Source organism: Alkalibacter mobilis, from assembly GCF_015594845.1.
GTDB classification, from domain to species: Bacteria; Bacillota; Clostridia; order Eubacteriales; family Alkalibacteraceae; genus Alkalibacter; species Alkalibacter mobilis.
Genome location: NZ_JADNRK010000028.1, coordinates 1 through 23,741 on the forward strand (window position 1 = coordinate 1; position 23,741 = coordinate 23,741).

Here is a 23,741-nt window from a genome sequence, read left to right on the forward strand (position 1 = left end):
CAGCTTCCTTCAGATTTCACCTCACGATAAACACCCTTGCTGTTTAGCTATGCACTTCCTCGTTACCTAGGTGTGCTCGGGACTTGCACCCGTTAGAGCGCGCCCATGGCGCGCAAACATAAAAAAAGCAATCGGCTATGCACCAATTGCTTGATTATACACTCAAACAAGATAGCACTTCACCTTCCTGGTGACAATCGCAAGGCTATTAACCATGCAATCAGACATGGTTGTCGGAGTACAACCACTCTTCGGTGCCATCCCCTTTCAACAAAATCATCGGTTCTCCAACCTCATATTGTTTACTAATGTCAAACACGCCTCTATCACTTCTTAAATAATGAAATTATAATATCATATTAATCAAAAGGAAGTCAAATAAATAACTTTGGCCACCTTATACCCGAATTAAATATCAAAGAGGAAATAAACGCCTCGCATACTTAGATTAAAATTAAAAAAAACCAACTAAAATGAATTGGCCTTTTAAAATGGTATTTAATTCATTATGAAAATTTCCAAACTTTCTATCAATTCCTTTGAAATCCTGGGTGCGTAAAAAGTAAGTACTCTCATTCTCTCCGTGTTGTTTCTATAACTGATTACCAAATATTGAATTTTATTCTCTACCTTGGGTTTATATAATTCGCATAACTTCTTTTTTATTCTATTAATAATGCATTTATTTACGGAAATAAATGCATCTCCGGATTTAAAAACGACTGCCTCGACTTTTTCCAGTGGTATTTCGTAACATCCGTTTTGATCAGTAATCAAAATTCTTTCCTCACATACTCCTAAAAAAACACTTTTTTTCTTATTTAATTTATCTTGCCAGAACAATACATCAGCTGCATTTACGTCAAATTTTCTTTTTGTTTCATTAATAATTAAATCAGAACCGAAATCCCATTCTTCTAATTCAACATAAGGGTCTTTGGTAAGAATGAGTGCCGTCAGTATAACAATGAACATAAAAATGAAAAAGTAAAGCATAGCAAATACCCCCATCTTTATCACAAACTTCATTATACTTGTATTATACCAAAAAATCACCACTAATGTTATATTATTATCAATTTTTATTAATTTATTAAATAAACACTAAAAAAATCGACCGTAACGGCCGATTCAAATATCTGTTATCTTTCAAGTTGTCCTACAAAGTAACCTGTGCCACCAGATACATTTGTAACGGTAAATCCTCCGGCTGACAATGCATCACATGTTCTGGCACTTCTTGCACCTGATTGACAAATAATATGATAATTGACATCTTTCTTAAGGAATTTTTCAGGTTCCGAAATCAACATCCTCATAGGTATGTTTTTTGCTCCCGGTACCCTGCCCATTCTATATTCCCCTGGTTCTCTTACATCTATAAGATTGATCTTTTTTGAGTTGTCAACCAAGTCATTAACATTGACAACTTCATAATTTTTATTTTTCATAAAAGCAAACATTTGTATTCCCCCATTAATTGTTTTTATATTAGCAATTTCTTATATACTAATATACACTGCATAAAGCGATCTGTCAACTACTTTTTTCAAATTTGCAATAATTATTTTTTAAAACACTGATTACCGTCTTTATCCTGTCATCGAAAATTTCGTAAGTTACTGACTGCCCATATTTTTCCGATTTGAGGATCTTGTGGGCTTTGAGTATAGACAAATGCTGTGATAATGCGGATTGGGTCATATAATCGAATTTCTCGTGCAACTGGCTTACTGTCATGGACTCTTGAATAAGATAACAAACTATCATCAGCCTGTTTTCATTAGCCAGAACTTTCAACAATCGGGCTACTTCTTTCATTTCTTGCATATCAGCATCAAATTTTAAATTTTCCATATTAGCACCTCTCAAAATTTAGGCGAAAAGGCGCTGTCAGTCGTAACGGGAAACAACGCCTTGATATCCTATTTCTATTCCTTTTCTTTTGTACTATTTCCTTTATATACAAGCTCGGGTATTTTTATACTTACTTTGGTTCCCGGTTCTACAGATTTTGTTATAAATGCGTTACTGCCAATGATCGATCCTTTTCCTATTATTGTTTCTCCACCCAAAATCGAGGATCCTGAATAAATTGTTACATTATCTTCAATTGTCGGATGCCGCTTGACTCCGCTCAAGGCTTGCCCACCTCTGGTAGAAAGCGCTCCCAATGTAACACCTTGGTATATCTTGACGTTATTGCCGATTATCGTTGTTTCGCCAATAACTACACCCGTACCGTGATCTATAAAGAAATGTTTTCCGATAACTGCACCGGGATGAATATCTATTCCTGATACACTATGAGCATATTCACTCAGTATTCTTGGTATCAGAGGGACTTTGAGCAAATGAAGCTCATGAGCCAATCTATGGATACTAATAGCCAAGATACCGGGATAAGAAAAAATAATTTCATCCTTTCCTGATGCTGCCGGATCTCCCAGATAAGCAGCCTCAACGTCAGATGACAGATAAGCCCTGATTTCTGGAATTTTCTCCAAAAATCTATAGCTGATATCCGATGCTTTTTTATTTATATCTGTACTTTTACAAAGATTTTTACCTTCATTCTCCAGATGAGCTTGAAGGCTGAGTGCAAAAACCAATTGTTCAGTCAAAACCTCGTGTATGTTGACTGAAAGCTCTCCTATATGATACTCCATTATTTCTCCCCTGCACGCATTTCTATTGAAGTATCCAGGAAAAAGTAGTTGTCTCAATTTTTTTGACAAATCTATTATAACATCTCTGTCCGGAAGCGGACATTGTTCATGAGGCAAAATGAATTTTTCTTTTGCATAACTGGCCATAACATCCGATACCAGCATTCGAACTCTTTGTCTGTCCAATTCTTTAGCCATCTAATTTCCTTCTTTCTCGTGATTGTTTATACTGCTATTTTATAATTATTCCGCTCTTAAGTCAATTAAGCATAATCCGGCTCTCTATGATATAATACTTTTCATATACAATAAATTAAAAGGTGGTACAATTCATGGATATAACAGCGACAGACTTTGAAAGTATAGTCGTCAAAAAAATTCCTCTGATCGATTTGAGGGCTCCAATAGAGTTTTTAAAGGGCAGCTTTCCCAATGCCGTAAATCTTCCCTTGATGAATGACGAAGAAAGACACCAAGTTGGCATCTGTTACAAGGAATACGGCAATGAAAAAGCAACTGAGCTTGGTCATAGATTGGTGTCCGGAGCCATACGAGAATCAAGAACTCAAAGTTGGATAGATTTTATAAATTCTAATCCCGAAACAATAGTGTTTTGTTTTCGTGGTGGTCAAAGATCTCAAATAGCTCAACAATGGATCTTTGACAAAACCAATAGATCGGTCCAAAGAATAGAGGGTGGATACAAGGCATTCAGGAAATATCTAATTGACTCCTTGAGTCCTTTAAACATAACTTCAAAACCATTGGTTTTGACAGGTTTCACAGGGTCAGGAAAAACCGATGTAATAGAAAAGTATAAGAATGCCATAGATTTGGAAGGCCTTGCCAATCATCGCGGTTCTTCTTTCGGAGGAAATATTACAGAGCAACCTACGCAGATTAATTTTGAAAATAACCTTGCATACAAAATCATCCAACACAAAAACCAGAGGTATAGATATATGCTGATAGAGGATGAAAGTAGAAATATAGGCAGAAGCTATCTTCCCCGAGATTTACATGATTTTTTAAAATCCAACAAGTACGTACTGCTTGAAGTTGAATTTGAAAAAAGAATCGAAAACATTCATCGTGAATATGTAATAGTGTCACAAAAAATGTACGAATCAAAATTTGGAAAAACGGAAGGTCTGATTCAATGGCAAAACAATATCATTTCCAGTTTGGAAAGGATAAGAAAAAGACTGGGAAATGAAAATTTCATTAAAATTCGTGAAGAATTTGATTTTGATATGTCTTCACAGCTCAATCAAAATGAAAAAAACGGCCATAAAGCCTGGATAGAATTGTTACTGAAAGATTACTACGATCCCATGTACATGTATCAAATAGAAAAGAAACAGGATAGGATCGTTTTCAAAGGTTCATTGGAGGCTGTGGAAGGATTTTTAAGTGAGATGGAAAGTGAACTGATTTAGAAAAAACGGGACCTCAATGGTCCCGTTTTCTATTTGATTATAAGTATCGGTTTATCTGTTCTATTTAAAACCTTATTGGTTACACTTCCAAGCAAGAATTTTTGAATGCCACTGTCGATTCCCTGAGAACCCATTATTATCATGTATATATCATTATTTTCTTCAGCATACTGTGCTATACGATTTCCAGGGTCTCCATCCAATTCATGTTGCTCAACTTTGATATTCAGATTACTAAAGTAATTGTAAGCCTCGTCCAAAATCTTCTTTGTGTTTTCAGTAGATTCTTCAATAAGTTTAAAGTAAGCTCCTCCAATATCAGCCAAACTACCGGTGTTGCCCGAATATCTGGGTACTCTTAGATCATTTACATTAACAACGACTACAGTTGCATCAAATGCTTTTGCGATTTCTGCGGCCTTTTCCATAGCTCTTTTCGAAAACTCAGATCCGTCGGTTGGTACTAGCAATTTTTTCATAATAACTCCTCCTCGTATTATAAGAGTATAGCTACATCCTACCCTTATTCAGCTTGACAAAACATAAAACAAGCCAAAAAACCGAAACTTGTAAGGTCCCGGTGCATTAGGTTATTTTACAACTAGTACAGGTTTTTTGATTCGATGAAGAACTTTACTCGTCACACTTCCCAGAAGAAATTTCTGGAGTCCTCCACTAACTCCCAAAGATCCCATTACAACCAAATCTATATCTTCATTTTCTTCAACGAATAAAACAATTCGATTCCCCGGATCTCCATCCAACTCATGTTGTTCAGTATCGATTCCCAGCCCTTCAAAGTATCTACTTGCTTCATTCAAAACTTTTTTTGCGTTTTTGCTTGCAGCTTCAATCAGTTGATTGATGGTTGCACCCATGTCAGAGATATTTCCCGACTCGTATGGGTATAGAGGAAATCTTAAATCTTTTACATTGATCAAAACGATTTTACTGCCAAGTGCTTTAGCAATCTCTGCTGCTTTTTCCATAGCTCTCTTTGAGTATTCTGATCCGTCCACCGGTACAAGAATATTTTTCATGTTTTTTCCTCCTAATTTATCTTTGCATCTTATTCTATAAGATACCCATTAGGAAATTATGGAAAACATATAATTTTTCAAACACAAAAATATATATTTATATTATATTTGATCAACGATCGATGGGTATCATCAATTTCTGATTTGGATAAATATGATCATTGCCACCAATGTTGTTGTAACTGGCGATTTCATAAACCAGTTTTCTTGTGTCATCATCATCGCCATTGTAAATTTCAGCTATTTCCCAAAGTGTATCACCTGATTCAACGACATGAACCTTGTATAATACAGGTTCGACTCCATTTACTACTTTTACCAGCAGGGACAAGGACATTAAAATAGCTAAAAACAAAAGCAACGTCGTCAATGCCAATCTTCTAGCGTTAACAATTCTAATTTTCTTCTTTAATATTACCATATCCAGCACCTCCGAACACTTGTTCTGTAATAAATATATCAGAACTTATGTTCGGCGTCAATGTTTTTTCGAACATCTGTTTGTTTTTTTGTTTTGCTGTGCTATAATAAAAATGAAATTGAAACGAGGTGCTTGTCATGATTGAGGATCTTAGCAAAAAGCAGAACGAGATTCTAGATTTTATTGCGTCAGAAGTAAATAAGAAGGGGTATCCCCCTTCTGTTAGGGAAATTTGTCAGGCTGTTGGCCTGAGAAGCACATCCACGGTTCACGGTCATCTCTCCAAACTGGAACAAAAGGGATATATTCGAAGAGATCCCACTTTACCCCGTGCAATCGAAATAATTGGCAGAAATTTATCAGAAGACTATCAGGTTTCAAAAGAATTAGTCAATATTCCCATAGTTGGAAAAGTTACAGCCGGTGCTCCCATATTAGCAGTAGAAAATATTGAAGATTCATTCCCACTGCCAATCGATTTTGTCGGTAAAAACGAATCCTTTATTTTATCTGTAAAGGGCGATAGTATGATTGAAGCTGGAATTCTGGATGGAGATTATGTAATTGTAGAAAAAAGAAATACCGCCGTTAACGGCGATATCGTAGTGGCCTTGATTGACGGCGAAGAAGCTACAGTAAAGAGATTTTACAAGGAAAAATCCCACATTAGGCTCCAACCTGAAAATTCTTCCATGGATCCTATCATAGCAACAGATGTCCGCATACTTGGTAAAGTTTCAGGAGTTATCCGAAAATTGTAAGTCATTATTGTAGATAAAGCAAATCTTTGTCTTTGAGCATGGCAATTGAGGAATACAACCCCATTTTTCCATGCTCATAGGTCAATCCACCCTGAAGATAAGCGATGTAAGGTTCTCTCATAGGCGCATCTGCACTAAGTTCTATGGATGACCCTTGATAAAATGCGCCAGCAGCCATAATAACCTCATCATCGTATCCCGGCATATCCCAAGGTTCCGGAACAACAAATGAATCAACTGGTGCCGCGGCTTGGATCCCCCGGCAAAATATCTTTACCTTTTCCCTGTCTCCAAATTTTATTGATTGGATAATGTCGCTGCGATCCCCATCGATCGATGGGCAGACTTCATACCCCAACTTGGAAAATACCGATGCAGCCAGCATTGCCGTTTTTAGAGCCTGAGATACCACAGAAGGAGCCAAAAACAATCCTTGAAGATAATTCCTGTTGATTCCCATTGTTGCTCCTGTTTCTTTTGCAATTCCAGGTGCTGCCAGTCTGCATGCTGCTTTATACACCAAATCAGACTTTCCTGCAACATAACCGCCCATTGGTGCTATCCCTCCACCCGGATTTTTTATTAATGACCCTGCCATGATATCCACCCCCACGTCAGTGGGTTCTTTTTTTTCGATAAATTCTCCGTAGCAATTATCAACCATTACTATCAAATCCGGCTTTCGCTCTTTCAACCGCAAAACTGCCCTGCCAATTTCATCAACAGTCAATGCTTTTCGCCATGAATAGCCTGTAGATCTTTGTATATAAACCATTTTAGTCTTTTCATTTATTCTTTCCAAAGCTTTTTCGATGTCTATACCGTCTTCATTCATTTCAATCTGGCCATAGCCAATTTTGTAATCCTTTAGTGTACCGTAACTTTCAGTATCCATGTTTTCCCAACCTATGACCGTTCTGATTGTATCGTAAGGCGCACCTGTGATCGACACCAGCTCGTCTCCCGGGCGCAAGATTCCAAAGAGGACGATGGAAATGGCATGTGTGCCGGAAATTATCTGCGGTCTAACCAGAGCGTCCTCGGTATTAAATACATCAGAGTATATCTTTTCCAATATCTCTCTTCCCTCATCATTGTATCCGTAGCCTGTAGACACTGAAAAATGCCGGTCTCCCAGATTATGCCTTTGCATGGCTCTAATTACTTTAAACTGGTTGTATTCAGATATTTCCATCAATTTCCTGAAATTTCCTTCAAGTTTTTGTTCTTCATTCCTGCAAAGCTCAACGATTTCTCCGTCAAAGCCAAATCTCGATTCAATATCTTCATATACCGACATTGTCAACGTACCCCTCCGCTTTTATCAATTCTAAAATCTCCTGAACCATGGATTCAAAATCAGCATAGTCCTCAGGATCGATCCATTTGATATCGTCCAATCTTTTAAACCAAGTGATTTGTCTTTTTGCAAATCTCCGAGTGTCACGCTTCAAAATTTCCACGGCTTCGTCTAAAGACAGCTCCTTTTTCAAGTATCTTACTATCTCTTTGTAGCCAAGGCCCTGCATGCTTTGGAGATCCAAATCGTACCCCTTCTCATACAGGTTTCTGACCTCTTCAACAAGGCCGCATTCCATCATCATGTCAACTCTTCTGTTTATTCTCTCGTACAACTTTCCTCTGTCCATTTTAATGCCTATCACAATAGGATCGTAAGGAATTTCACCTTGTTGAGAAATCATATCCAAAGTACTTTTTTTGATTCCTGAAGACATATATACCTCAAGTGCCCTCATGACCCTTTTAACATTATTGGGATGAATTTTCTCAGCGGATTCCGGATCACATTGCATCAACATGTTATATAAGTGTTCTTTTCCTTTTTCATCATGGATTATACGAATTTTTTCACGAATCTCATCTGAAGGTGGAGTTTCTGAAAAGCTCCATGGCTTAAGGATACTATTTATATATAAACCAGTGCCTCCAACTATTATAGGAAGTTTTCCCCTACGTGTAATTTCTTCTATTTTTTCTGCACATAATCCTTGAAACTCTGCAACTGTAAAACTTTTGTCAGGACTCAAAAAGTCTAAAATGTGATGCGGTATTCCTTCCATCTCTGAGATTTCAGGCTTTGCCGTTCCAATATCCATCTCTTTGTAAATTTGCATTGAATCGGCTGAAATGACTTCTCCTCCGACAAGTTTTGCCAAACTCACGGCCAAAGCACTTTTCCCGGAGGCTGTTGGTCCTGTAATAACTAAAATTTTTCTTTTCATGCATTTCTCCTATGTAACTCTTTTAAACAATTTTTCCATTTCGTACTTACTAATTGAGATTATGATCGGCCGCCCATGAGGACAGGTAAATGGAATTTCACATTTTTTCAAACTTTCAATCAGGTTCTGAATTTCTTTCTCAGTTATTTCCTTGTTGGCTTTGATCGCTTTCTTGCAAGCAGACATTATAAGTTGGGATTTTAAATCAGATTTCAATCCGACTCTTTCATCCTCTAATATGTATTTTAATACATGGCCCTCTACAGGTTTTCCCAAAAGAACCGGGACAGACCGTACTACGATAGAGTCAGATCCAAACAGTTCAAAATCGAATCCCATATCGCTAAATGTACTCCTGTTATCTTTAAGAAAATTTATTTTTTCTTTAGCCAACTCAAATTTGACCGGTATTATTGTTTGCGTATTTTTTTCCGACTTTTGAGTATTTTTCATAAGATCTTCGTATATGATCCTCTCATGTGCTGCGTGCTGATCAATCATTACAAGTTCGTCTTGATTTCTTTCCAACATTATATATGTTTTAAACAATTGACCCTTTATTGTCGTTCCCCTGAATATATTGTCAATTTGCCTTTCACCGTCGGTGTCAACACTCCTAAATAAATCAATCGGATCCGATTTTTGAGTTTTTGACATTTCATTTATTGTCACATTTTCCCTGTTTCCCACTTCATGATCTTTATCCGGTTTATTTAGCTCAGTTGGTGTCTCTGGTGTGCTTAAATAATTAAAGCTGTTTTCTTCTCTTATTTTAAAGTAAGATTCTTTCTTTAAGTCGGTCTGGTCGACCTCCTTTTTATTGAAATTTTCTTTGATGATTTTTCTTATGCCATCTTTTAACAACAAAAATACCAAACTTTCATTTAAAATCTTAACTTTGGTTTTGGCTGGATGAACATTTACATCGAGCATGTAAGTTGGTATCTTTATATCAAGAATAAAAACTGGATGCTGATTGATCATTAAAGTGTTGTCGTAAGCATCTTCGATTGCTTTATTTATCTTATTCTCATTTACATATCTTCCATTTATAAAAATATGCTGGTAGTCTCTATTCTTTTTAGAAAAATAAGGTTTTCCCAAAAAACCTTTGATCTGGAGTGGTGTATTAACGTAACTCGATTCATAAACCGATTTTATGAATTCGCTTCCGTATATGGAAGCCAGGGTATTTGCCAACCTGTCATCACCCGGCGTCTTTAGGATCTGAACCCCATCAAGCGAAAGACTTAAAGAGATACTCGGTTGAGACATGGCTAAAATTTGAATTATTTTGATTATCTTTCGATTTTCCTCTCCTTCTTTTTTCATGTGCTTAAGTCTTGCAGGAGTATTGTAAAATAATTCCTGAATTGAAATGGCTGTCCCTTTTGAGCAAGAAATTTTAGCACTTTTGGAGTTTCCCTCTATCAAGTCATATTTGATCCCTATACCACTGTCATCAATAGAGGTTCTGACCGATATTTTCGAAACTGCAGCCATACTGGCCAGAGCTTCTCCTCTGAATCCCAGAGTCTCTAATTTCTCCAAATCATCCAATCTCTGAATCTTGCTGGTGCCATGCCGAAGAAAAGCCCGTTCGATATCATTATCTTCGATTCCATCACCGTCATCAATAACTCTGATCAAAGATTTCCCACCATTTTTAATTTCAATGATTATGTTTCTAGCATTTGCGTCAATGGAATTTTCAACCAATTCTTTAACCACAGCAGCTGATTCTGTTATGATTTCTCCCGCTGCAATTTTAGCTGCTGTTTGGCTGTCCAGCAATCTGATTTTCATTTATTTTCACCACCTAGGCGCTTTTTCAAAGAATTCAGGTAATTTATTGCTTCCATGGGTGTCATATCATCTAATGGCAAAGATCCCAACTCCTCAATTATTTGCTTGTCCTGATAATTAAAAAGGTTAAGGTTGTTTCCAGGTTTGAAATCCAAATGTTGCGTGGACTTGCCTTTTTTGATTTTATCCTCTTTTTTCTCCAGCAAATTCAGTAACTCGTTTGATCTGTTGATAACACTTTCAGGAAGACCGGCCAGCTTTGCAACTTCTATACCATAACTTTTGTCAGCGTTACCTGAAACTATCTTCCTGGAAAAAATCACTCCATTTTCACTTTCTTGAACTTTTATGCAATAATTCTTTACCCCTTCCAACAGATCCTCCAATTCGGTAAGTTCATGATAATGTGTAGCAAAAAAAGTTTTACATCCTATATTCTCTGCCAAATGTTCCACAACGGACCAAGCTATGCTCAATCCATCAAATGTGCTCGTCCCTCTTCCAACTTCATCCAGTATTACAAGGCTTTTTTTTGAGGCGTTTTTCAAGATATTAGAGACCTCGCTCATTTCCACCATAAAAGTACTTTGTCCAGATGCAAGATCATCCGATGCACCCACCCTGGTGAATATTCTGTCAACAACACCTATTTTAGCCTTTTTAGCAGGAACAAATGATCCTGTCTGCGCCATCAAAGTTATGAGAGCGATTTGCCTTATATACGTTGATTTTCCGGCCATATTGGGGCCGGTAATTATTATCATCCTGTTTTCACCAGTGTCTGCTTCAGCAGAGTTTGGCACAAATAGATTTTGGTCCATGGTACCTTCTACAACAGGATGTCTGCCTTCAACTATCATTATTTGATCAGAATTGTCCACTCGCGGTTTAGCATAATTATTTATATACGCAACATGCGCCATAGAATAAAAGACATCGATCTGACTGATGTAATCAGCTGTTTCCTTTACCCTGTCCAGCCCCTCTACAAGGACCTTTCTAACGTTTTGAAAAATTTCATATTCAAGCTCAACCAGTTTATCATCGGCTTCAAGTATTTTGTTCTCTAGATTTTTCAGTTCATCTGTAAAGTATCTCTCGCAGTTGGATAGAGTTTGTTTACGGATATAATTGTCCGGCACCAGATGGATATTGCTGTTAGTCACTTCAATATAATAACCAAAAACCTTGTTGTATTTAACTTTTAAAGATTTGATCCCAGTTTTTTCCTTTTCTGATTGTTCCAGTTTCAGGATCATGTCTTTGCTGTTTACAGAAATGTCCCTGTAATAATCTACCGTCTCATCGTAACCATACTTTATAATACCGCCGTCCTTGACTGATATGGGACCATCAGGATCGATAGCGTTTTCTATCAATTCCTTAATGTCCGTCATGTCATCCATCTTTTCAATTATTTCATCTATTAGATGACTGCCTGAATTTCTTAAAATTTCCTTCAGTTCAGGTACGACAGAGATAGATTCCTTTAGCGCAGTCATGTCTCTTCCGTTGCAATTTCCAAATGACAATTTACCTACGATCCTCTTGAGGTCGTAAATTTTATCCAGTACATTTTTCAAATTTTCTCGTAACTCCACCTCGGAATAAATTGATTCCACAGCATCTAATCTAAAATTTATCCTTTGGGCATCTCTAAGAGGCTCACTCAACCATTGTTTCAATTTTCTAGACCCCATGGAAGTTCTCGTCCTATCCAATACGCCTAAAAGACTGCCTTGTTTTTCGCCGCCTCTGATGGTTTTGATCAACTCCAAATTTGATCTTGTAGCATGATCGATGGACATGTATTCAAATATGTCATACCAAATTATCTTGTCGATATGTGACAGAGATCTCATCTGTGTTTCGTCTATATACCGAATCAATGCCCCAGCAGCCTTTATTGCAGCTTCTCTTCCTTCAATACCTAAACTGTTTACTGAGTATACTCCGGTTACAGCAGCTATGCTCTGGCGACATTTATCACTTTCATAGTACTTGGAAGGCAATACATTAGTATACGCAGAAAACTTTATATTCATTACATTCTTGAAATGTTTGTCTTTATAGAGTATGGTGTTGATTAAAATTTCAGATGGAGCTATTTTCGCTATTTCATCAAGAACTGCGTCCTTGTTTCCCAAATCACTGATTTGGGTCAAATAAAATTCTCCTGTGGAAACATCCATGTAAGCTATTCCTGTATCCACCAAATTTCCGTATATGCTCATCAGATAATTATTAGATTTGTCCTTGAGGAACTTTCCTTCACTAACTGTTCCAGGTGATATCACCCTCACGATATCTCTCTTTACGATCCCTTTGGATTCTTTAGGATCTTCGACCTGCTCGCAAATAGCTACCTTATAGCCTTTTTCAATCAACTTTGCTATATATCCTTCAGCGGAATGATAAGGCACACCGCACATAGGCGCCTTTTCTTCCAAACCACATTCCCTGCCTGTCAATGTAATCTCCAACTCTTTTGAAGCTGTAACTGCATCGTCAAAAAACATCTCATAAAAATCACCAAGTCTAAAAAAGAGTATGGCATCTTTGGCTTTTTCATGTACTTCCAGATATTGTCTCATCATCGGAGTTAGTTGACTCATATTTACATTCCTTCTAATCTTCTAAGATTCCTTCCATACTGAAGGTTTTAGTATCTGTTATTTTTACTTTAACAATTTTCCCCGTCAAAGAATCGTCTCCGGGAAAATTCACCAGCTTGAAGGTATCGGTCCTTCCGGTCATATAGTTGCTGTTGTTTTTACTCTTTCCTTCCACCAAAACTTCACAGATTTTGCCGATATAGCTTTGATTGATGTCGTGTCCTATTTTATTGTGGATTTCAAGCAGACGGTTTAATCTTTTGTGCTTAACATCTTCAGGTATTTGATCCTCCCTGTTGCTGGCCGGTGTGTTTTCTCTTGTAGAATATAAAAAGGTAAACGCCAAATCAAACCTGCTTTTTTCAAGCACATCCAAAGTTTCTTCAAAGTCTTCGCGGGTTTCCCCCGGAAATCCGACAATAATATCAGTGGTCAAAGCAACATTGGGTATCTTATCTTTTATTTTTTTGACCAAATTCAGATAGTATTCCTTATCGTATTTTCTGTTCATTTCTTTTAAAACTTTACTGCTGCCTGATTGCAATGGCAAATGTATGTGATTGCATAATTTTTCTTCCAAAGCAATTGCATCTATCAATTCATCAGACAAATCTTTGGGGTGGGAAGTCATGAATCTTATTCTTTCTATTCCTTTTACTTGGACCAATATCTTAAGCAAATCTGCAAATGTAGTCTTTTTGCTTAGCGTTTGTCCGTAAGAGTTCACATTTTGACCTAAAAGAGTTATTTCTTTGCATCCATTTTTCGCCAACGATTCAACTTCCATCAATATGCTGTCAATTTCTCTACTTCTTTCTCGTCCACGCGTATACGGAACTATGCAGTAACTGCAAAAATTATTGCACCCGTGCGTTATGGAAACATACGCTTTAAAATCATATTTCCTTTCAATCGGAAGGTTTTCTACTATGTTTCCCCCTTCTTTCCAGACTCCCACGATCATTTCGTGTTTTTCCAAATGATCAGACAACAATCCTGGTAATTCGTGTATATTATGAGTACCGAATATTATGTCGACGTGTCTGTACCTGCTTTTTATTTCCATTATCACGGACTCTTGCTGCATCATGCAGCCGCACACGCATAGAATCAAGTCAGGCCGCGACTCTTTCATTTTTTTGTAATATCCCAAATGACCAAAAAATTTATCATTTGCATTTTCTCTGACACTACATGTATTTAATATTATAATATGTGCTTGACTTTCGTCTTCCACATTCACATGCCCCATTTTTTTTAACATTCCCGAAATTTTTTCAGAATCATTTTCATTCATTTGGCAACCGTATGTTGTGATTTTATAATTCAATTTCTCTCACCTTTCCAATATTTAAATATCAATCTTTTTGATTTTTTATTTTTGATCAACAAAGATACATTATAACATATTTTTGTTGATCATAACCATCTTTAAGGCTTAGAGAAAATTAATCTACAATTTTTTTCAATTCGTCGATACTATCTAAAATCTTGTTCAAATCGAGATCTTCCTTGTCTTCCATTGCCTGGATCAAATCGTACAGTTCTCCCAGTATTTCTTCTTTGGATATCTTTGTTTCTGCAATTACTTCAACATGCTTGACTTCTTCAGCCTTGTCGGCAATATTGATCGTGTCTCCAAGTTTTGGAATTAGAACATCGATTCTATACCTGTTTGATAATTCTCTCTGCAAATTAAACATCGCTTCTTCTTCTCCATGGACCAATATGATCTTCTTGGGAATTACTTCATTACCCTCGATCCACTCAATTATTCCGTCCATGTCAGCATGACTCGAAAATCCTTCAACTGCATATATTTTGCTCTTTACCGCAATTTCTTCCCCAAATATCCTTACTTTTTTTGCTCCGTTTTTAATACTGCTTCCAAGTGTACCCGGTGCTTGATAACCAACAAATACTACAGATGAATTTTTTTTCCATAGATTGTGTTTCAAGTGGTGTTTGATTCTTCCAGCTTCACACATGCCACTTGCGGAAATGATTATTTTACTGTTTTCGTCATCATTGATGGCTTTTGATTCGTCACTGGTCAGTGAAAAATGCAAATTGTGAAACAATAATGGATCATCTCCTTTTTCCATAAGTTTCCTGGCTTCCTTACTGAACAATCTGCAGTTGTTTCTAAAGATTTCTGTTGCTCTGATTGCCAAAGGGCTGTCTACATATACCGGTATGGAATCAAACTCACCCAACAGTCCATTTTCCTTGTAGTGATTGATTTCAAAGAGGATCTCTTGAGTTCTACCTACTGCAAAGGATGGAATAACAACATTTCCACCTTTTGAAGCAGTTTTTTTGACAATATCCAACAGGTCGACTTCATTCGGGTTCTTATCTGTGTGTTTCCTGTCTCCGTAAGTGGACTCTATTATAAGATAATCTACTTTTTCAATTCTGGCCGGGTCTTTGAGCAATGGGATATTCGTATTTCCCAAATCACCAGTAAAGAGATAAACAAACCAATTTTCTCTTTCAAATACACTGACTTCAATAAAAGAAGATCCCAACATGTGACCTGAGTTGATAAATCTGACTTTAATCTTTTCGCCGAGGGAAAGTTCTTCTTCATATTTTATCGCTTCAAAGAATTTCATGGCGCGGATCGCATCATCAACAGTGTACATTGGTTGAATTTCTTCAAGGCCTTTCCTTCTAAGCTTTTTGTTCTTCCATTCCGTCTCCATTTCTTGAATATGTCCGCTGTCCTCAAGCATTATTCTACAAAGTTCTTTAGTTGCTCCGGTGGAGTACACTTCACCTTTGAACCCTTCTTTTATTAATTTAGGTATTCTTCCTGAGTGATCGATATGGGCGTGTGTCAGCAATAAAAAATCTACTTGGGAAGGATCAAATGGAAATGCCTTGTAATTCAAATCATCTAGATCCTTTCCACCCTGAAACATCCCGCAATCTACCAGAAATGACATTTCATCCGTTTCGCAAAGGAAACATGAACCTGTAACCATCTGTGCTGCACCATAAAATGAAATTTTCAAAAAAATCACGTCCTTTTTTTTAATATTGATTGACAACCGAAATTATTTATTGTATATTATTACTTGTCACTGAAACGAGGTGTAGCGCAGTTTGGTAGCGCACATGGTTTGGGACCATGGGGCCGGGGGTTCGAATCCCTCCACCTCGACCATTTTATATTCGGATGACATTGCATAACATATTATATGAGGGCCTTTAGCTCAGTTGGTTAGAGCAACCGGCTCATAACCGGTAGGTCCTGGGTTCGAGTCCCCGAAGGCCCACCATTATTTTTTTAACCTCATATAATGCAAGCCCAAGTAGCTCAGTCGGTAGAGCAGAGGACTGAAAATCCTCGTGTCGGTGGTTCGATTCCGCCCTTGGGCACCATTATGCTGTTAACTTGCTGGTGTGGCTCAACGGTAGAGCAGCTGACTTGTAATCAGCAGGTTGTAGGTTCGATTCCTATCACCAGCTCCATTTTGAATCGTATAACGGTTCTTTTTTTTTGCATTTTTATAAATAAGTCTTAACAATATAAACACAAGGTGGTTGCAAGCAACCACCTTGTTTCATTTTATTCTTTGTCGAAAATATCTCCAAATAAGTTTCCTATGGTTGTGTCGGATTCGTCCTCGTACACTGTTTCATTTTTTTCGACTTCCTTCACAGGTTCTTCCAGAAGCTCTTTAAGGCTTAAAGAGATTTTTCTCTTTTCCTGATCGATTCCTATTATTTTAACCTTAACTGTCTCGCCAGGTTTTAAAACGTCTTCCACCTTTTCGACCTTTTCATGAGCCATTTCAGAAATATGTATCAAGCCTTCTACTTCATCCACTATCTCTGCAAATGCTCCAAAGGGAGCAATCCTTGTTATCTTGACATCCGTTTCGGAGCCAACATTAAAAATTTTGCTAAATTTTGACCAAGGCTCTTCAGTTAGATCTTTAATACTCATTTTAATTTTAAAGTCTTCCTTGTTGATCTCTGTAATTACCCCTTTGACTTCATCTCCGAGCTTGAATATGTCCAATGGGTGTTTAATTCTTTTCCATGATAAATCTGACACATGAACAAATCCGTCTATCGGTCCAATTTTGATAAAGATTCCAAAATTGGTGATGGATTTTATGGGTCCTTCTATGATCTGTCCAACCTCTACCGAATTGATAAATTCTGTCTTCTGTTCTTCTTCCAAAGCCTTTCTTTCGTTGAACTCTTTTTCAAGAATCACTCTTTGGCTGAATATAACCCTGTTTTTTCTTTTATCGTATTCGATGATTTGACCTCTAACATTCTTTCCTACCAAAGTTTCAAGGTCTTTAACGAATTTCATGTGATATTGTGATGCCGGCATGAATGCCTGGCCCAATCCCAAGTCAACTATCAAGCCGCCTTTTACAGCCTTGATAACGACGCCCTCGAGTATCCTTTTTTCAGTAAAAGCTTCATATAAGGCTTCGCTTGCTTTTTTCTGAGCTATCTTTCTTTTGGACACTATAACGTTGCCATTACCGTCATTCAAGTTAACTACCATTACTTCAATTTCGTCGTCAATTGAGACTTCCTGTGCCAAATCAACTACATCATCGCCATACTCTTCTTTTGTAAGCAACGCGTCCGATTTATAATTAATGTTCAGGTATATTTCGTTGCTGTTAACTGAAATAACCTTTCCAGTCACTACACTTCCTTTTCCCAGTTTTCTGAAAGTTTCCTCGTAGGATGCTTCCATTTCTGAATCTTTCAACATTTCCTCAAATGATTTTGTCATCTTATTGATAACCTCCTTAATAATCCAGTAGGGTGTTGATGCACCTGCGGTAACACCTACCTTGTTACAACCTTGAATATCTATAATATCAAGATCTTCGGCTGTTTCAATGTGCAGGGTTTTTTCACAGTATTTCTTTCCTATCTCAGCTAGTTTTACTGTGTTTGAACTGTGAAGACCGCCGATAACCACCATACAATCAACCTGGGATGCTATCTTTGCAGTTTCCTCTTGCCTGGTCTTCGTTGCATTGCATATCGTGTTAAGTACTTGGGCTTCAGGATACAATTCCAAAATTTTATTGGTTATTTCCTCAAAAACATCCCTATTCATGGTGGTTTGTGCTACAACGCATATTTTATCATATTTTCCGCAACTTGGCACACTATTTTTATCGTTGATTATAAATCCGTTGTAATCGCACCAACCGTTGATTCCGATGACTTCCGGATGCGATTCATCTCCGACTATAAAGATTTTATAACCTTTACTGTGGTATTCCTTGACTTTTTTATGGATTTTTTTTACATAAGGACAAGTTGCATCTATCAGCTCGTTTCCGCTCTCCACGATTTGGTTTATTACATTTTCTCCCACTCCATGCGAACGAACCGTTATTACCCCGTCTACGATTTCATCGGAACTTTTTATGATCTTGACTCCTTGACTTTCAAGTTTATCAGTTACTTGCTTGTTATGAATAAGAGGTCCCAACGTATATATATTCTTTTCTCCATTATTGACCGCGGCTTCAACTTTTTCCATGGCTTGGTTTACACCAAAACAGTATCCTGCACTTTTTGCCAAAATAATTTCCATCTTTTCACCCTTTAGATAACAATTCTTTTATTTTTTTCATTATTTCCGAGCTTGCCTTTTCCAAATTTTCCTTGTCGGGTTTCTTACCGTAATATTCATTCAGCTCAATCGGAGTGCCAATAATCAACTTTAGTTTGGAACCCAGTTTGTAACTTCCCTCAATACCTATTGGCACGATCTTGCTCTTGGATTTTATAGCCAACAAGGCCGTCCCCGACTCGGGTTTCTTTTCTTCTCCGGTTTTTACTCTGGTCCCCTCTGGGAATATGCCTAAAATTTTACCGCTTTTAAGCACTCTCAGCGCCGACTTGATTGCTGTCACATCCGCTTCGCCCCTACGAATGGGTATAACTGTAAGATTGTTCAATAACCATCTTAGTATGGGATTTTTAAATAGTTCATGTTTTCCCAGAAAGCTGATTTTTCTGTTTGTGACTTCGCAAGCAATCAATATTGGATCTGCCCAATGAATATGATTTGACGTTAGTATCAAAGACCCTTCGGAAGGTATGTTTTCTTTGCCTGAAATCTCAATTTTATAAAAAATTTTAAGATATATGCTAACCAAGAATCTGACTATATTGTAAAACATGTTAATCACCTTCTATTTTCGAAATTAATTGTTCCACTACCTGGTCTATTGACATGTGGCTTGTATCTATTACTATGGCATCTTCAGCTATCCTCAAAGGTCCCGATTTTCGTGTTTTATCTTCCTTGTCCCTTTTCTCGATGTCTTGTTTCAATGCTTCCAAGTCACCCTTCTCATCCAGTTCCTTAAATCGTCGCAACGCTCTGATTTCAATGGAGGCATCAAGATAAAATTTAAAATCTGCATCGGGCATTACCACTGTCCCAATGTCACGACCATCCATGACAACATCCGTTAATTGGGAGATTTTTTTCTGTTTCCTTACCATCAACTCCCTAACTTCTGGAATTTTGGAAATTACTGAAACGAGATTGGTCACCATTTGACTTCTTATTTCAGATTGCACGTTTACACCGTCTAAATAAATTTTATTGTCTTTAAATTCAATTGCTGCATTTTCTACAGAATTCAAAACCTTGTCGTGGGATTTCGGGTCGATATTGTCTTGTATAACTTTTAATGTTGCAGCTCTATACATTGCTCCAGTATCAAGATAATTTATTTTTAATTTTTCTGCGAGTATTTTAGCGATCGTGCTCTTGCCTGCGCCTGCAGGCCCATCTATTGCAATTTTCATAAATTCCTCCACTTTCTTATCATTCTGATCCGGCCAAAAATCCCGTTGAAAAAGCGATTTGTAGGTTATACCCACCAGTAAGGGCATCCGTATCAATAACTTCACCCGCAAAATATAATCCTTTCACCATTTTCGACTCCATAGTGCTCGGATCTATTTCTTTGGTGTCCACCCCGCCTGAAGTGATAATTCCCAAATTCAATGACGCTTTGCCTGTAATTTTTATCTTCATTGCTTTAATTGTCTGGCAAAGCATTTGCCTTTCATCTTTTGAAATTTGATTTACCCTTTTCTCTCCGTCCAATCCGGAAATTTGAATGATTACAGGTATCAATCTTTGCGGCAACAATTCATCCAGACTGTTTCTCAAAATCTTATTGCTGTATTTTTCAAAATCTCTGATAATACGCTTATCCAATTTTTCAAAATTTAAAGCAGGTTTCAAGTCAATTTCCACTTGATATTTTTTTCTTTCTTTCATGTAAGAACTCATAGTCAATATAATGGGCCCTGATAATCCGAAATGTGTGAACAACATCTCTCCAAATTCTGATTTTATTTTTTTGGAGCCTTCATATAAAGAAACCTCCACATTCTTCAAAGAAAGTCCCTGCAAGCTTTTAATGAACGGTTCTTCCGAAACTAAAGGTATAAGTGCACCCCTCCCTGACAACACGTTATGACCCAATTTTGATGCAAATTTAAAACCGTCTCCAGTTGAACCGGTTTGTTCGTAAGTTAATCCCCCCGTAGCCAGGATCAGCTTGTCACAATTCAATACTTGCCCGCCTTTTAGCCTGATACCCACAATGTGCTTCTTATCAACTAAAATATCTTCAACTTCTGTATTTAATCTTACATCAACGTTATTCAAATCCAAGTATTTGATCAACGCCTTTATTACATCACTGGACTTGTCACTGGCTGGAAAAACTCTTCCGCCTCTCTCAACTTTTTCTTTAAGACCCAATTCATTGAAAAATCTTATGACATCCCAGTTTGAAAAACTGTAAATTGCACTATACAGAAATTTTTTGTTCGTGACAATATAGTCAAAAATTTCTTGGGTGTCACAGGCATTGGTGAAATTGCATCTTCCCTTACCGGTTATAAATAGCTTTTTACCCAATTTTTCATTTTTTTCTACTAAGGTAACTTCATTACCGAGCGAAGCAGCCTTGCCCGCCGCAATCATTCCGGCAGGACCTCCACCAATAACAATAACTTTACTCATCGGAAACTCCTTTCTCGTAGTTCTGGAATACGTCGTGTTTTTCCCATATGTTTTCGAGTTCCCTGAAAACTTCACGAGTTTTATCTTTATTTTTGTATCCCACAGATATTATCAATCCATTAATGAGACTTAACGGCGCAGTAATGGTATCAACAAAGGCCATTATATTGCTTTTGGCAAGCAAAACTACATCGCCGGCATCTGCCATGGGAGATTTTTCATTGTCAGTTATAGCTATTATATTGCCGCCCTTCTCTTTTGCATAAGAAGCGACATCAGCTGATTTTGAAGAGTATCTGGGAAAACTGATGCCTATCAATACATCACCTGGCCCGAATTTAACAAGCTTTTCATATACATCTCCAAAGCCGTGTTCCAGTACTGTTACGTTCTTAAGAATCATGTCCAGGTAATAACCCAGATAATTACTGAGCAAACTTGATGTGCGAAAGCCGGCAATATACACCCGTTCCGCATTTGTAATTATATCGACCGCTCTTTGAAAATTATCTGAGGAGATCTCATCAATTGTGTGTTTTAAATTTTCCATATCTTCTTGAATGACTTTTCTCAATATGGAACCTGACTCAAAATCTGAAAAAATCTCTATCCTTTGAGTAGTTGTAAGTTTGACCTTAACAGCATTTTGGAGTGCCTTTTTAAATTGCGGAAATCCTTCATATCCCAGTTCATGAGCAAATCTTACCACTGTGGGCTCACTCACTCCAGAACTTTCGCCTAAAATAGCACCGGTCATGTACGCCGCCTTGTCGAAATTGGTTAATATATAATCCGCCAGCAGCTTTTGGCTTTTACTCAAGAATTTGTACTTTGACTTTATTTCTTTCAAAATGTCAAAACTTTTATCTTCCATTTTTTTACCTTTCGCATGAATATCACTTCAACTTTACTGCAGCAATGCAGTAAGGACTTAGATTCACGTTGATATTTGATGTGTATAATACAAAAACTTCCTTGTTGGATAATTGAGAAAAAAATTGATTTAACAGTGTGGCTTCTTCATATCCTTCACTGTGTCCCGGATAAATACAAACAGTCATCATTCCTCCAACTTTAAGTTTATCCAGAGCTTTTTTTACAGCTTCAAGAGTCGATTGTCTTTTAGTAGTGATGTGCTTGTCTCCTCCTGGAAGATAACCCAAATTGAAAACACAAAAATCGAGCTGTTCCTCGATATAAACATCTAAATTCTCATGAGAATCATTGATTAAAAGTGCGCAAGCATTGTTTTTCGATAATAGCTCTTTTGTATTTTCAATGGCTTTTGATTGAATATCAAAAGAATATACCTTTCCTTCCGAACCAGTCAATTGAGCCAGCAACAAAGTATCGTTGCCGTTTCCCATCGTTGCATCCATTACGATGTTCCCAGCTTTAATGTTTTCAATCGCATATTTTTTTGCCAGGCTGGTGATCCTGTATCTTTCAGGCACCTGCATGTCTGCACCTTGATGCCTCTATGAAATCTCCTGCACAAAAATAATTTCTACCGCCTTCACTTTCATAATCAATATTTATTTTTTTGAAATAATCATCCAATTCCTGAATTTCACAATTATACCCTATTCTATTGATTCCTTTAGACCACAGATAATTTATTGCCGTTTTCACTATCCCATCCAAACCATTCGATTTTTTATCCATCAAGCTTGAATTGTCAAAATTGCAACAATCTCCATCCATATTCATGCAAAGTACACCTGTAAGAAAACCGTCTTCCGTTGATTTGCAGATGTGGGTGCACCCACTATCGAAAGGTAAGTCCGTATTTGTATTTTTTTCCACTTCTATGATTATCATTTTTCACTCATCTCCATCAATTCTTTGATTTCGTGTTGCTTCAAGTGTCTCCATTCACCGATTTTTAGACTTCCCAATTTCAATTCACCGATAGCTATCCTTTTAAGATCCTTGACTGGGTGTCCAATTTTTTCAAACATCTTTCTGACCTGTCTATTTCTTCCTTCGTGAATAACTATCCTGACTTTGGATTTTTTTTGTTGGACATCTAAAATTTCCGTAGCTGCCGGGGCACACAAGTATCCATCGATATTCATGCCTTTTTCCATGGGAACCAATTCATGCGACGATACTTTCCCCTCAACCACAGCTATATATGTTTTCTCGACAAGATGCCTGGGATGCGTCATTTTATAAGCGAATTCACCATCATTTGTTAAAATCAGCAGCCCTTCTGTCATAAAATCAAGTCTTCCTACAGGATATATTCTTTGATCCACTTCTACTAGATCGACAACTGTCTGCCGACCTTTTTCGTCGTTTACGGTAGAAACATAACCTTTAGGTTTATTTAATAGGACATATACTTTTTCTTCGACTCCCCCAACTTTTTTACAATCAAATTCAACTTCGTCGAAGTCAGGATCTACTAAATATCCCATTTCCTTGACCACTGCTCCATTTACCCTGATTCTCCCTTGAGTTATATATTCTTCAGACTTTCTTCTGGAGGCAACTCCCAGTTGGGCCAGATACTTTTGCAATCTCACTATAACACCTCCTTGTAGATAGGCATTTTATATGGTACCGTCAAGATTCTTTCGCAAAATTAATTAGCCATTTGGTTTGAATATATTTAAAGAGCAACTGACTCTGGGTTGTCAAGCTCCATTCTTTCCAGGTGTTTCATGTTTAAATACCGCTTGCATC

23 protein-coding genes, 4 tRNA genes and 1 riboswitch are annotated in these 23,741 nt (G+C 37.3%); of the genes, 6 read left to right on the forward strand and 21 right to left on the reverse strand.

From position 1 onward, the window contains the following. Positions 1-164: 164 nt before the first annotated feature. Positions 165-334, reverse strand: a riboswitch (Lysine riboswitch). A gap of 164 nt (positions 335-498) precedes the next feature. The 4 genes from IWB18_RS10750 to epsC all read right to left on the reverse strand — a co-directional run bounded on the left by IWB18_RS10750 (position 499) and on the right by epsC (position 2,867). Continuing rightward, positions 499-975 carry a hypothetical protein gene (locus tag IWB18_RS10750; protein ID WP_195683631.1) on the reverse strand — a complete coding sequence of 159 codons (477 nt, stop codon included), beginning with the start codon at positions 973-975 and terminating at the stop codon, positions 499-501. A gap of 167 nt (positions 976-1,142) precedes the next feature. Next, the gene (locus tag IWB18_RS10755) at positions 1,143-1,463 is read right to left on the reverse strand and encodes a rhodanese-like domain-containing protein (RefSeq protein ID WP_195683632.1); all 321 of its coding nucleotides are present in this window, start codon (positions 1,461-1,463) and stop codon (positions 1,143-1,145) included. A gap of 73 nt (positions 1,464-1,536) precedes the next feature. Then, positions 1,537-1,857 (reverse strand): ArsR/SmtB family transcription factor, encoded by a 321-nt coding sequence (locus IWB18_RS10760; protein ID WP_225877838.1) that lies wholly within the window; start codon positions 1,855-1,857, stop codon positions 1,537-1,539. Positions 1,858-1,931: 74 nt separating this feature from the next. After that, complete coding sequence (epsC, locus tag IWB18_RS10765) at positions 1,932-2,867, reverse strand: serine O-acetyltransferase EpsC (RefSeq protein ID WP_195683633.1); 936 nt, start codon at positions 2,865-2,867, stop codon at positions 1,932-1,934. Positions 2,868-3,001: 134 nt separating this feature from the next. On the opposite strand from epsC, the gene mnmH reads away from it, so the two are divergent. Continuing rightward, complete coding sequence (gene mnmH / locus IWB18_RS10770) at positions 3,002-4,108, forward strand: tRNA 2-selenouridine(34) synthase MnmH (RefSeq protein ID WP_195683634.1); 1,107 nt, start codon at positions 3,002-3,004, stop codon at positions 4,106-4,108. A 29-nt stretch (positions 4,109-4,137) separates the two neighbouring features. Here the strand turns inward: mnmH and IWB18_RS10775 are convergent, their stop codons facing one another. From IWB18_RS10775 to IWB18_RS10785, 3 genes are all read right to left on the reverse strand, one after another. After that, positions 4,138-4,587: a universal stress protein gene (locus tag IWB18_RS10775; RefSeq protein WP_195683635.1), complete on the reverse strand. Its 450-nt coding sequence runs from the start codon at positions 4,585-4,587 to the stop codon at positions 4,138-4,140. A 111-nt stretch (positions 4,588-4,698) separates the two neighbouring features. Beyond that, complete coding sequence (locus IWB18_RS10780; RefSeq protein ID WP_195683636.1) at positions 4,699-5,148, reverse strand: universal stress protein; 450 nt, start codon at positions 5,146-5,148, stop codon at positions 4,699-4,701. A 112-nt stretch (positions 5,149-5,260) separates the two neighbouring features. Then, positions 5,261-5,569, reverse strand: a complete 309-nt coding sequence (locus tag IWB18_RS10785) for a LysM peptidoglycan-binding domain-containing protein (protein WP_195683637.1) — start codon at positions 5,567-5,569, stop codon at positions 5,261-5,263. A gap of 137 nt (positions 5,570-5,706) precedes the next feature. Between IWB18_RS10785 and lexA the strand changes: the two genes are divergently transcribed. Continuing rightward, positions 5,707-6,330, forward strand: a complete 624-nt coding sequence (lexA, locus tag IWB18_RS10790) for a transcriptional repressor LexA (protein ID WP_207740822.1) — start codon at positions 5,707-5,709, stop codon at positions 6,328-6,330. Between the two features lie 4 nt (positions 6,331-6,334). Here the strand turns inward: lexA and IWB18_RS10795 are convergent, their stop codons facing one another. The 6 genes from IWB18_RS10795 to IWB18_RS10820 form a co-directional block, all read right to left on the reverse strand. Further along, the gene (locus IWB18_RS10795) at positions 6,335-7,630 is read right to left on the reverse strand and encodes a methionine gamma-lyase family protein (protein ID WP_195683651.1); all 1,296 of its coding nucleotides are present in this window, start codon (positions 7,628-7,630) and stop codon (positions 6,335-6,337) included. Further along, positions 7,617-8,573 (reverse strand): tRNA (adenosine(37)-N6)-dimethylallyltransferase MiaA, encoded by a 957-nt coding sequence (gene miaA / locus IWB18_RS10800; RefSeq protein WP_195683638.1) that lies wholly within the window; start codon positions 8,571-8,573, stop codon positions 7,617-7,619. Before miaA ends, IWB18_RS10795 begins: the two co-directional genes overlap by 14 nt. A 9-nt stretch (positions 8,574-8,582) precedes the next feature. Next, the gene (gene mutL, locus IWB18_RS10805) at positions 8,583-10,379 is read right to left on the reverse strand and encodes a DNA mismatch repair endonuclease MutL (protein ID WP_195683639.1); all 1,797 of its coding nucleotides are present in this window, start codon (positions 10,377-10,379) and stop codon (positions 8,583-8,585) included. Beyond that, a complete protein-coding gene (mutS, locus tag IWB18_RS10810) occupies positions 10,376-12,994 on the reverse strand; it encodes a DNA mismatch repair protein MutS (RefSeq protein WP_195683640.1) in 2,619 nt (872 codons plus the stop codon). Before mutS ends, mutL begins: the two co-directional genes overlap by 4 nt. 13 nt (positions 12,995-13,007) lie before the next feature. Then, positions 13,008-14,324 (reverse strand): tRNA (N6-isopentenyl adenosine(37)-C2)-methylthiotransferase MiaB, encoded by a 1,317-nt coding sequence (miaB, locus tag IWB18_RS10815; RefSeq protein ID WP_225877839.1) that lies wholly within the window; start codon positions 14,322-14,324, stop codon positions 13,008-13,010. Positions 14,325-14,442: 118 nt separating this feature from the next. Beyond that, entirely contained in the window at positions 14,443-16,023 is a 1,581-nt protein-coding gene (locus IWB18_RS10820) for an MBL fold metallo-hydrolase (protein ID WP_332310687.1), read from the reverse strand. A 66-nt stretch (positions 16,024-16,089) separates the two neighbouring features. Here IWB18_RS10820 and IWB18_RS10825 point away from each other — a divergent pair. From IWB18_RS10825 to IWB18_RS10840, 4 genes are all read left to right on the forward strand, one after another. Then, positions 16,090-16,166, forward strand: a tRNA-Pro gene (locus IWB18_RS10825). Between the two features lie 38 nt (positions 16,167-16,204). Then, a tRNA-Ile gene (locus tag IWB18_RS10830) sits at positions 16,205-16,281 on the forward strand. Between the two features lie 27 nt (positions 16,282-16,308). Further along, positions 16,309-16,384: transfer RNA gene (locus tag IWB18_RS10835), tRNA-Phe, on the forward strand. Between the two features lie 15 nt (positions 16,385-16,399). Further along, a tRNA-Thr gene (locus IWB18_RS10840) sits at positions 16,400-16,474 on the forward strand. A gap of 97 nt (positions 16,475-16,571) precedes the next feature. On the opposite strand, the gene IWB18_RS10845 is transcribed toward IWB18_RS10840, so the two are convergent. From IWB18_RS10845 to IWB18_RS10880, 8 genes are read right to left on the reverse strand one after another with little or no spacing between them, the layout of a single operon-like run. Beyond that, positions 16,572-18,587, reverse strand: coding sequence for a bifunctional 4-hydroxy-3-methylbut-2-enyl diphosphate reductase/30S ribosomal protein S1 (locus tag IWB18_RS10845; RefSeq protein WP_195683642.1), 2,016 nt, complete (start codon positions 18,585-18,587; stop codon positions 16,572-16,574). Positions 18,588-18,591: 4 nt separating this feature from the next. Then, complete coding sequence (locus IWB18_RS10850) at positions 18,592-19,179, reverse strand: lysophospholipid acyltransferase family protein (protein WP_195683643.1); 588 nt, start codon at positions 19,177-19,179, stop codon at positions 18,592-18,594. Position 19,180: 1 nt separating this feature from the next. Continuing rightward, positions 19,181-19,816, reverse strand: a complete 636-nt coding sequence (cmk, locus tag IWB18_RS10855) for a (d)CMP kinase (RefSeq protein WP_195683644.1) — start codon at positions 19,814-19,816, stop codon at positions 19,181-19,183. Between the two features lie 19 nt (positions 19,817-19,835). Continuing rightward, positions 19,836-21,050, reverse strand: a complete 1,215-nt coding sequence (locus IWB18_RS10860) for a BaiN/RdsA family NAD(P)/FAD-dependent oxidoreductase (protein ID WP_195683645.1) — start codon at positions 21,048-21,050, stop codon at positions 19,836-19,838. Beyond that, complete coding sequence (locus tag IWB18_RS10865; RefSeq protein ID WP_195683646.1) at positions 21,043-21,924, reverse strand: MurR/RpiR family transcriptional regulator; 882 nt, start codon at positions 21,922-21,924, stop codon at positions 21,043-21,045. The genes IWB18_RS10860 and IWB18_RS10865 overlap by 8 nt, the downstream gene beginning before the upstream one ends. Before the next feature lie 22 nt (positions 21,925-21,946). After that, positions 21,947-22,510 carry a class I SAM-dependent methyltransferase gene (locus IWB18_RS10870; RefSeq protein WP_195683647.1) on the reverse strand — a complete coding sequence of 188 codons (564 nt, stop codon included), beginning with the start codon at positions 22,508-22,510 and terminating at the stop codon, positions 21,947-21,949. Next, on the reverse strand, positions 22,497-22,871 hold the full coding sequence (locus tag IWB18_RS10875) for a hypothetical protein (RefSeq protein WP_195683648.1): 375 nt from the start codon (positions 22,869-22,871) through the stop codon (positions 22,497-22,499). Before IWB18_RS10875 ends, IWB18_RS10870 begins: the two co-directional genes overlap by 14 nt. Further along, positions 22,868-23,584 (reverse strand): pseudouridine synthase, encoded by a 717-nt coding sequence (locus IWB18_RS10880; protein WP_195683653.1) that lies wholly within the window; start codon positions 23,582-23,584, stop codon positions 22,868-22,870. The genes IWB18_RS10875 and IWB18_RS10880 overlap by 4 nt, the downstream gene beginning before the upstream one ends. Positions 23,585-23,741: the final 157 nt, after the last annotated feature.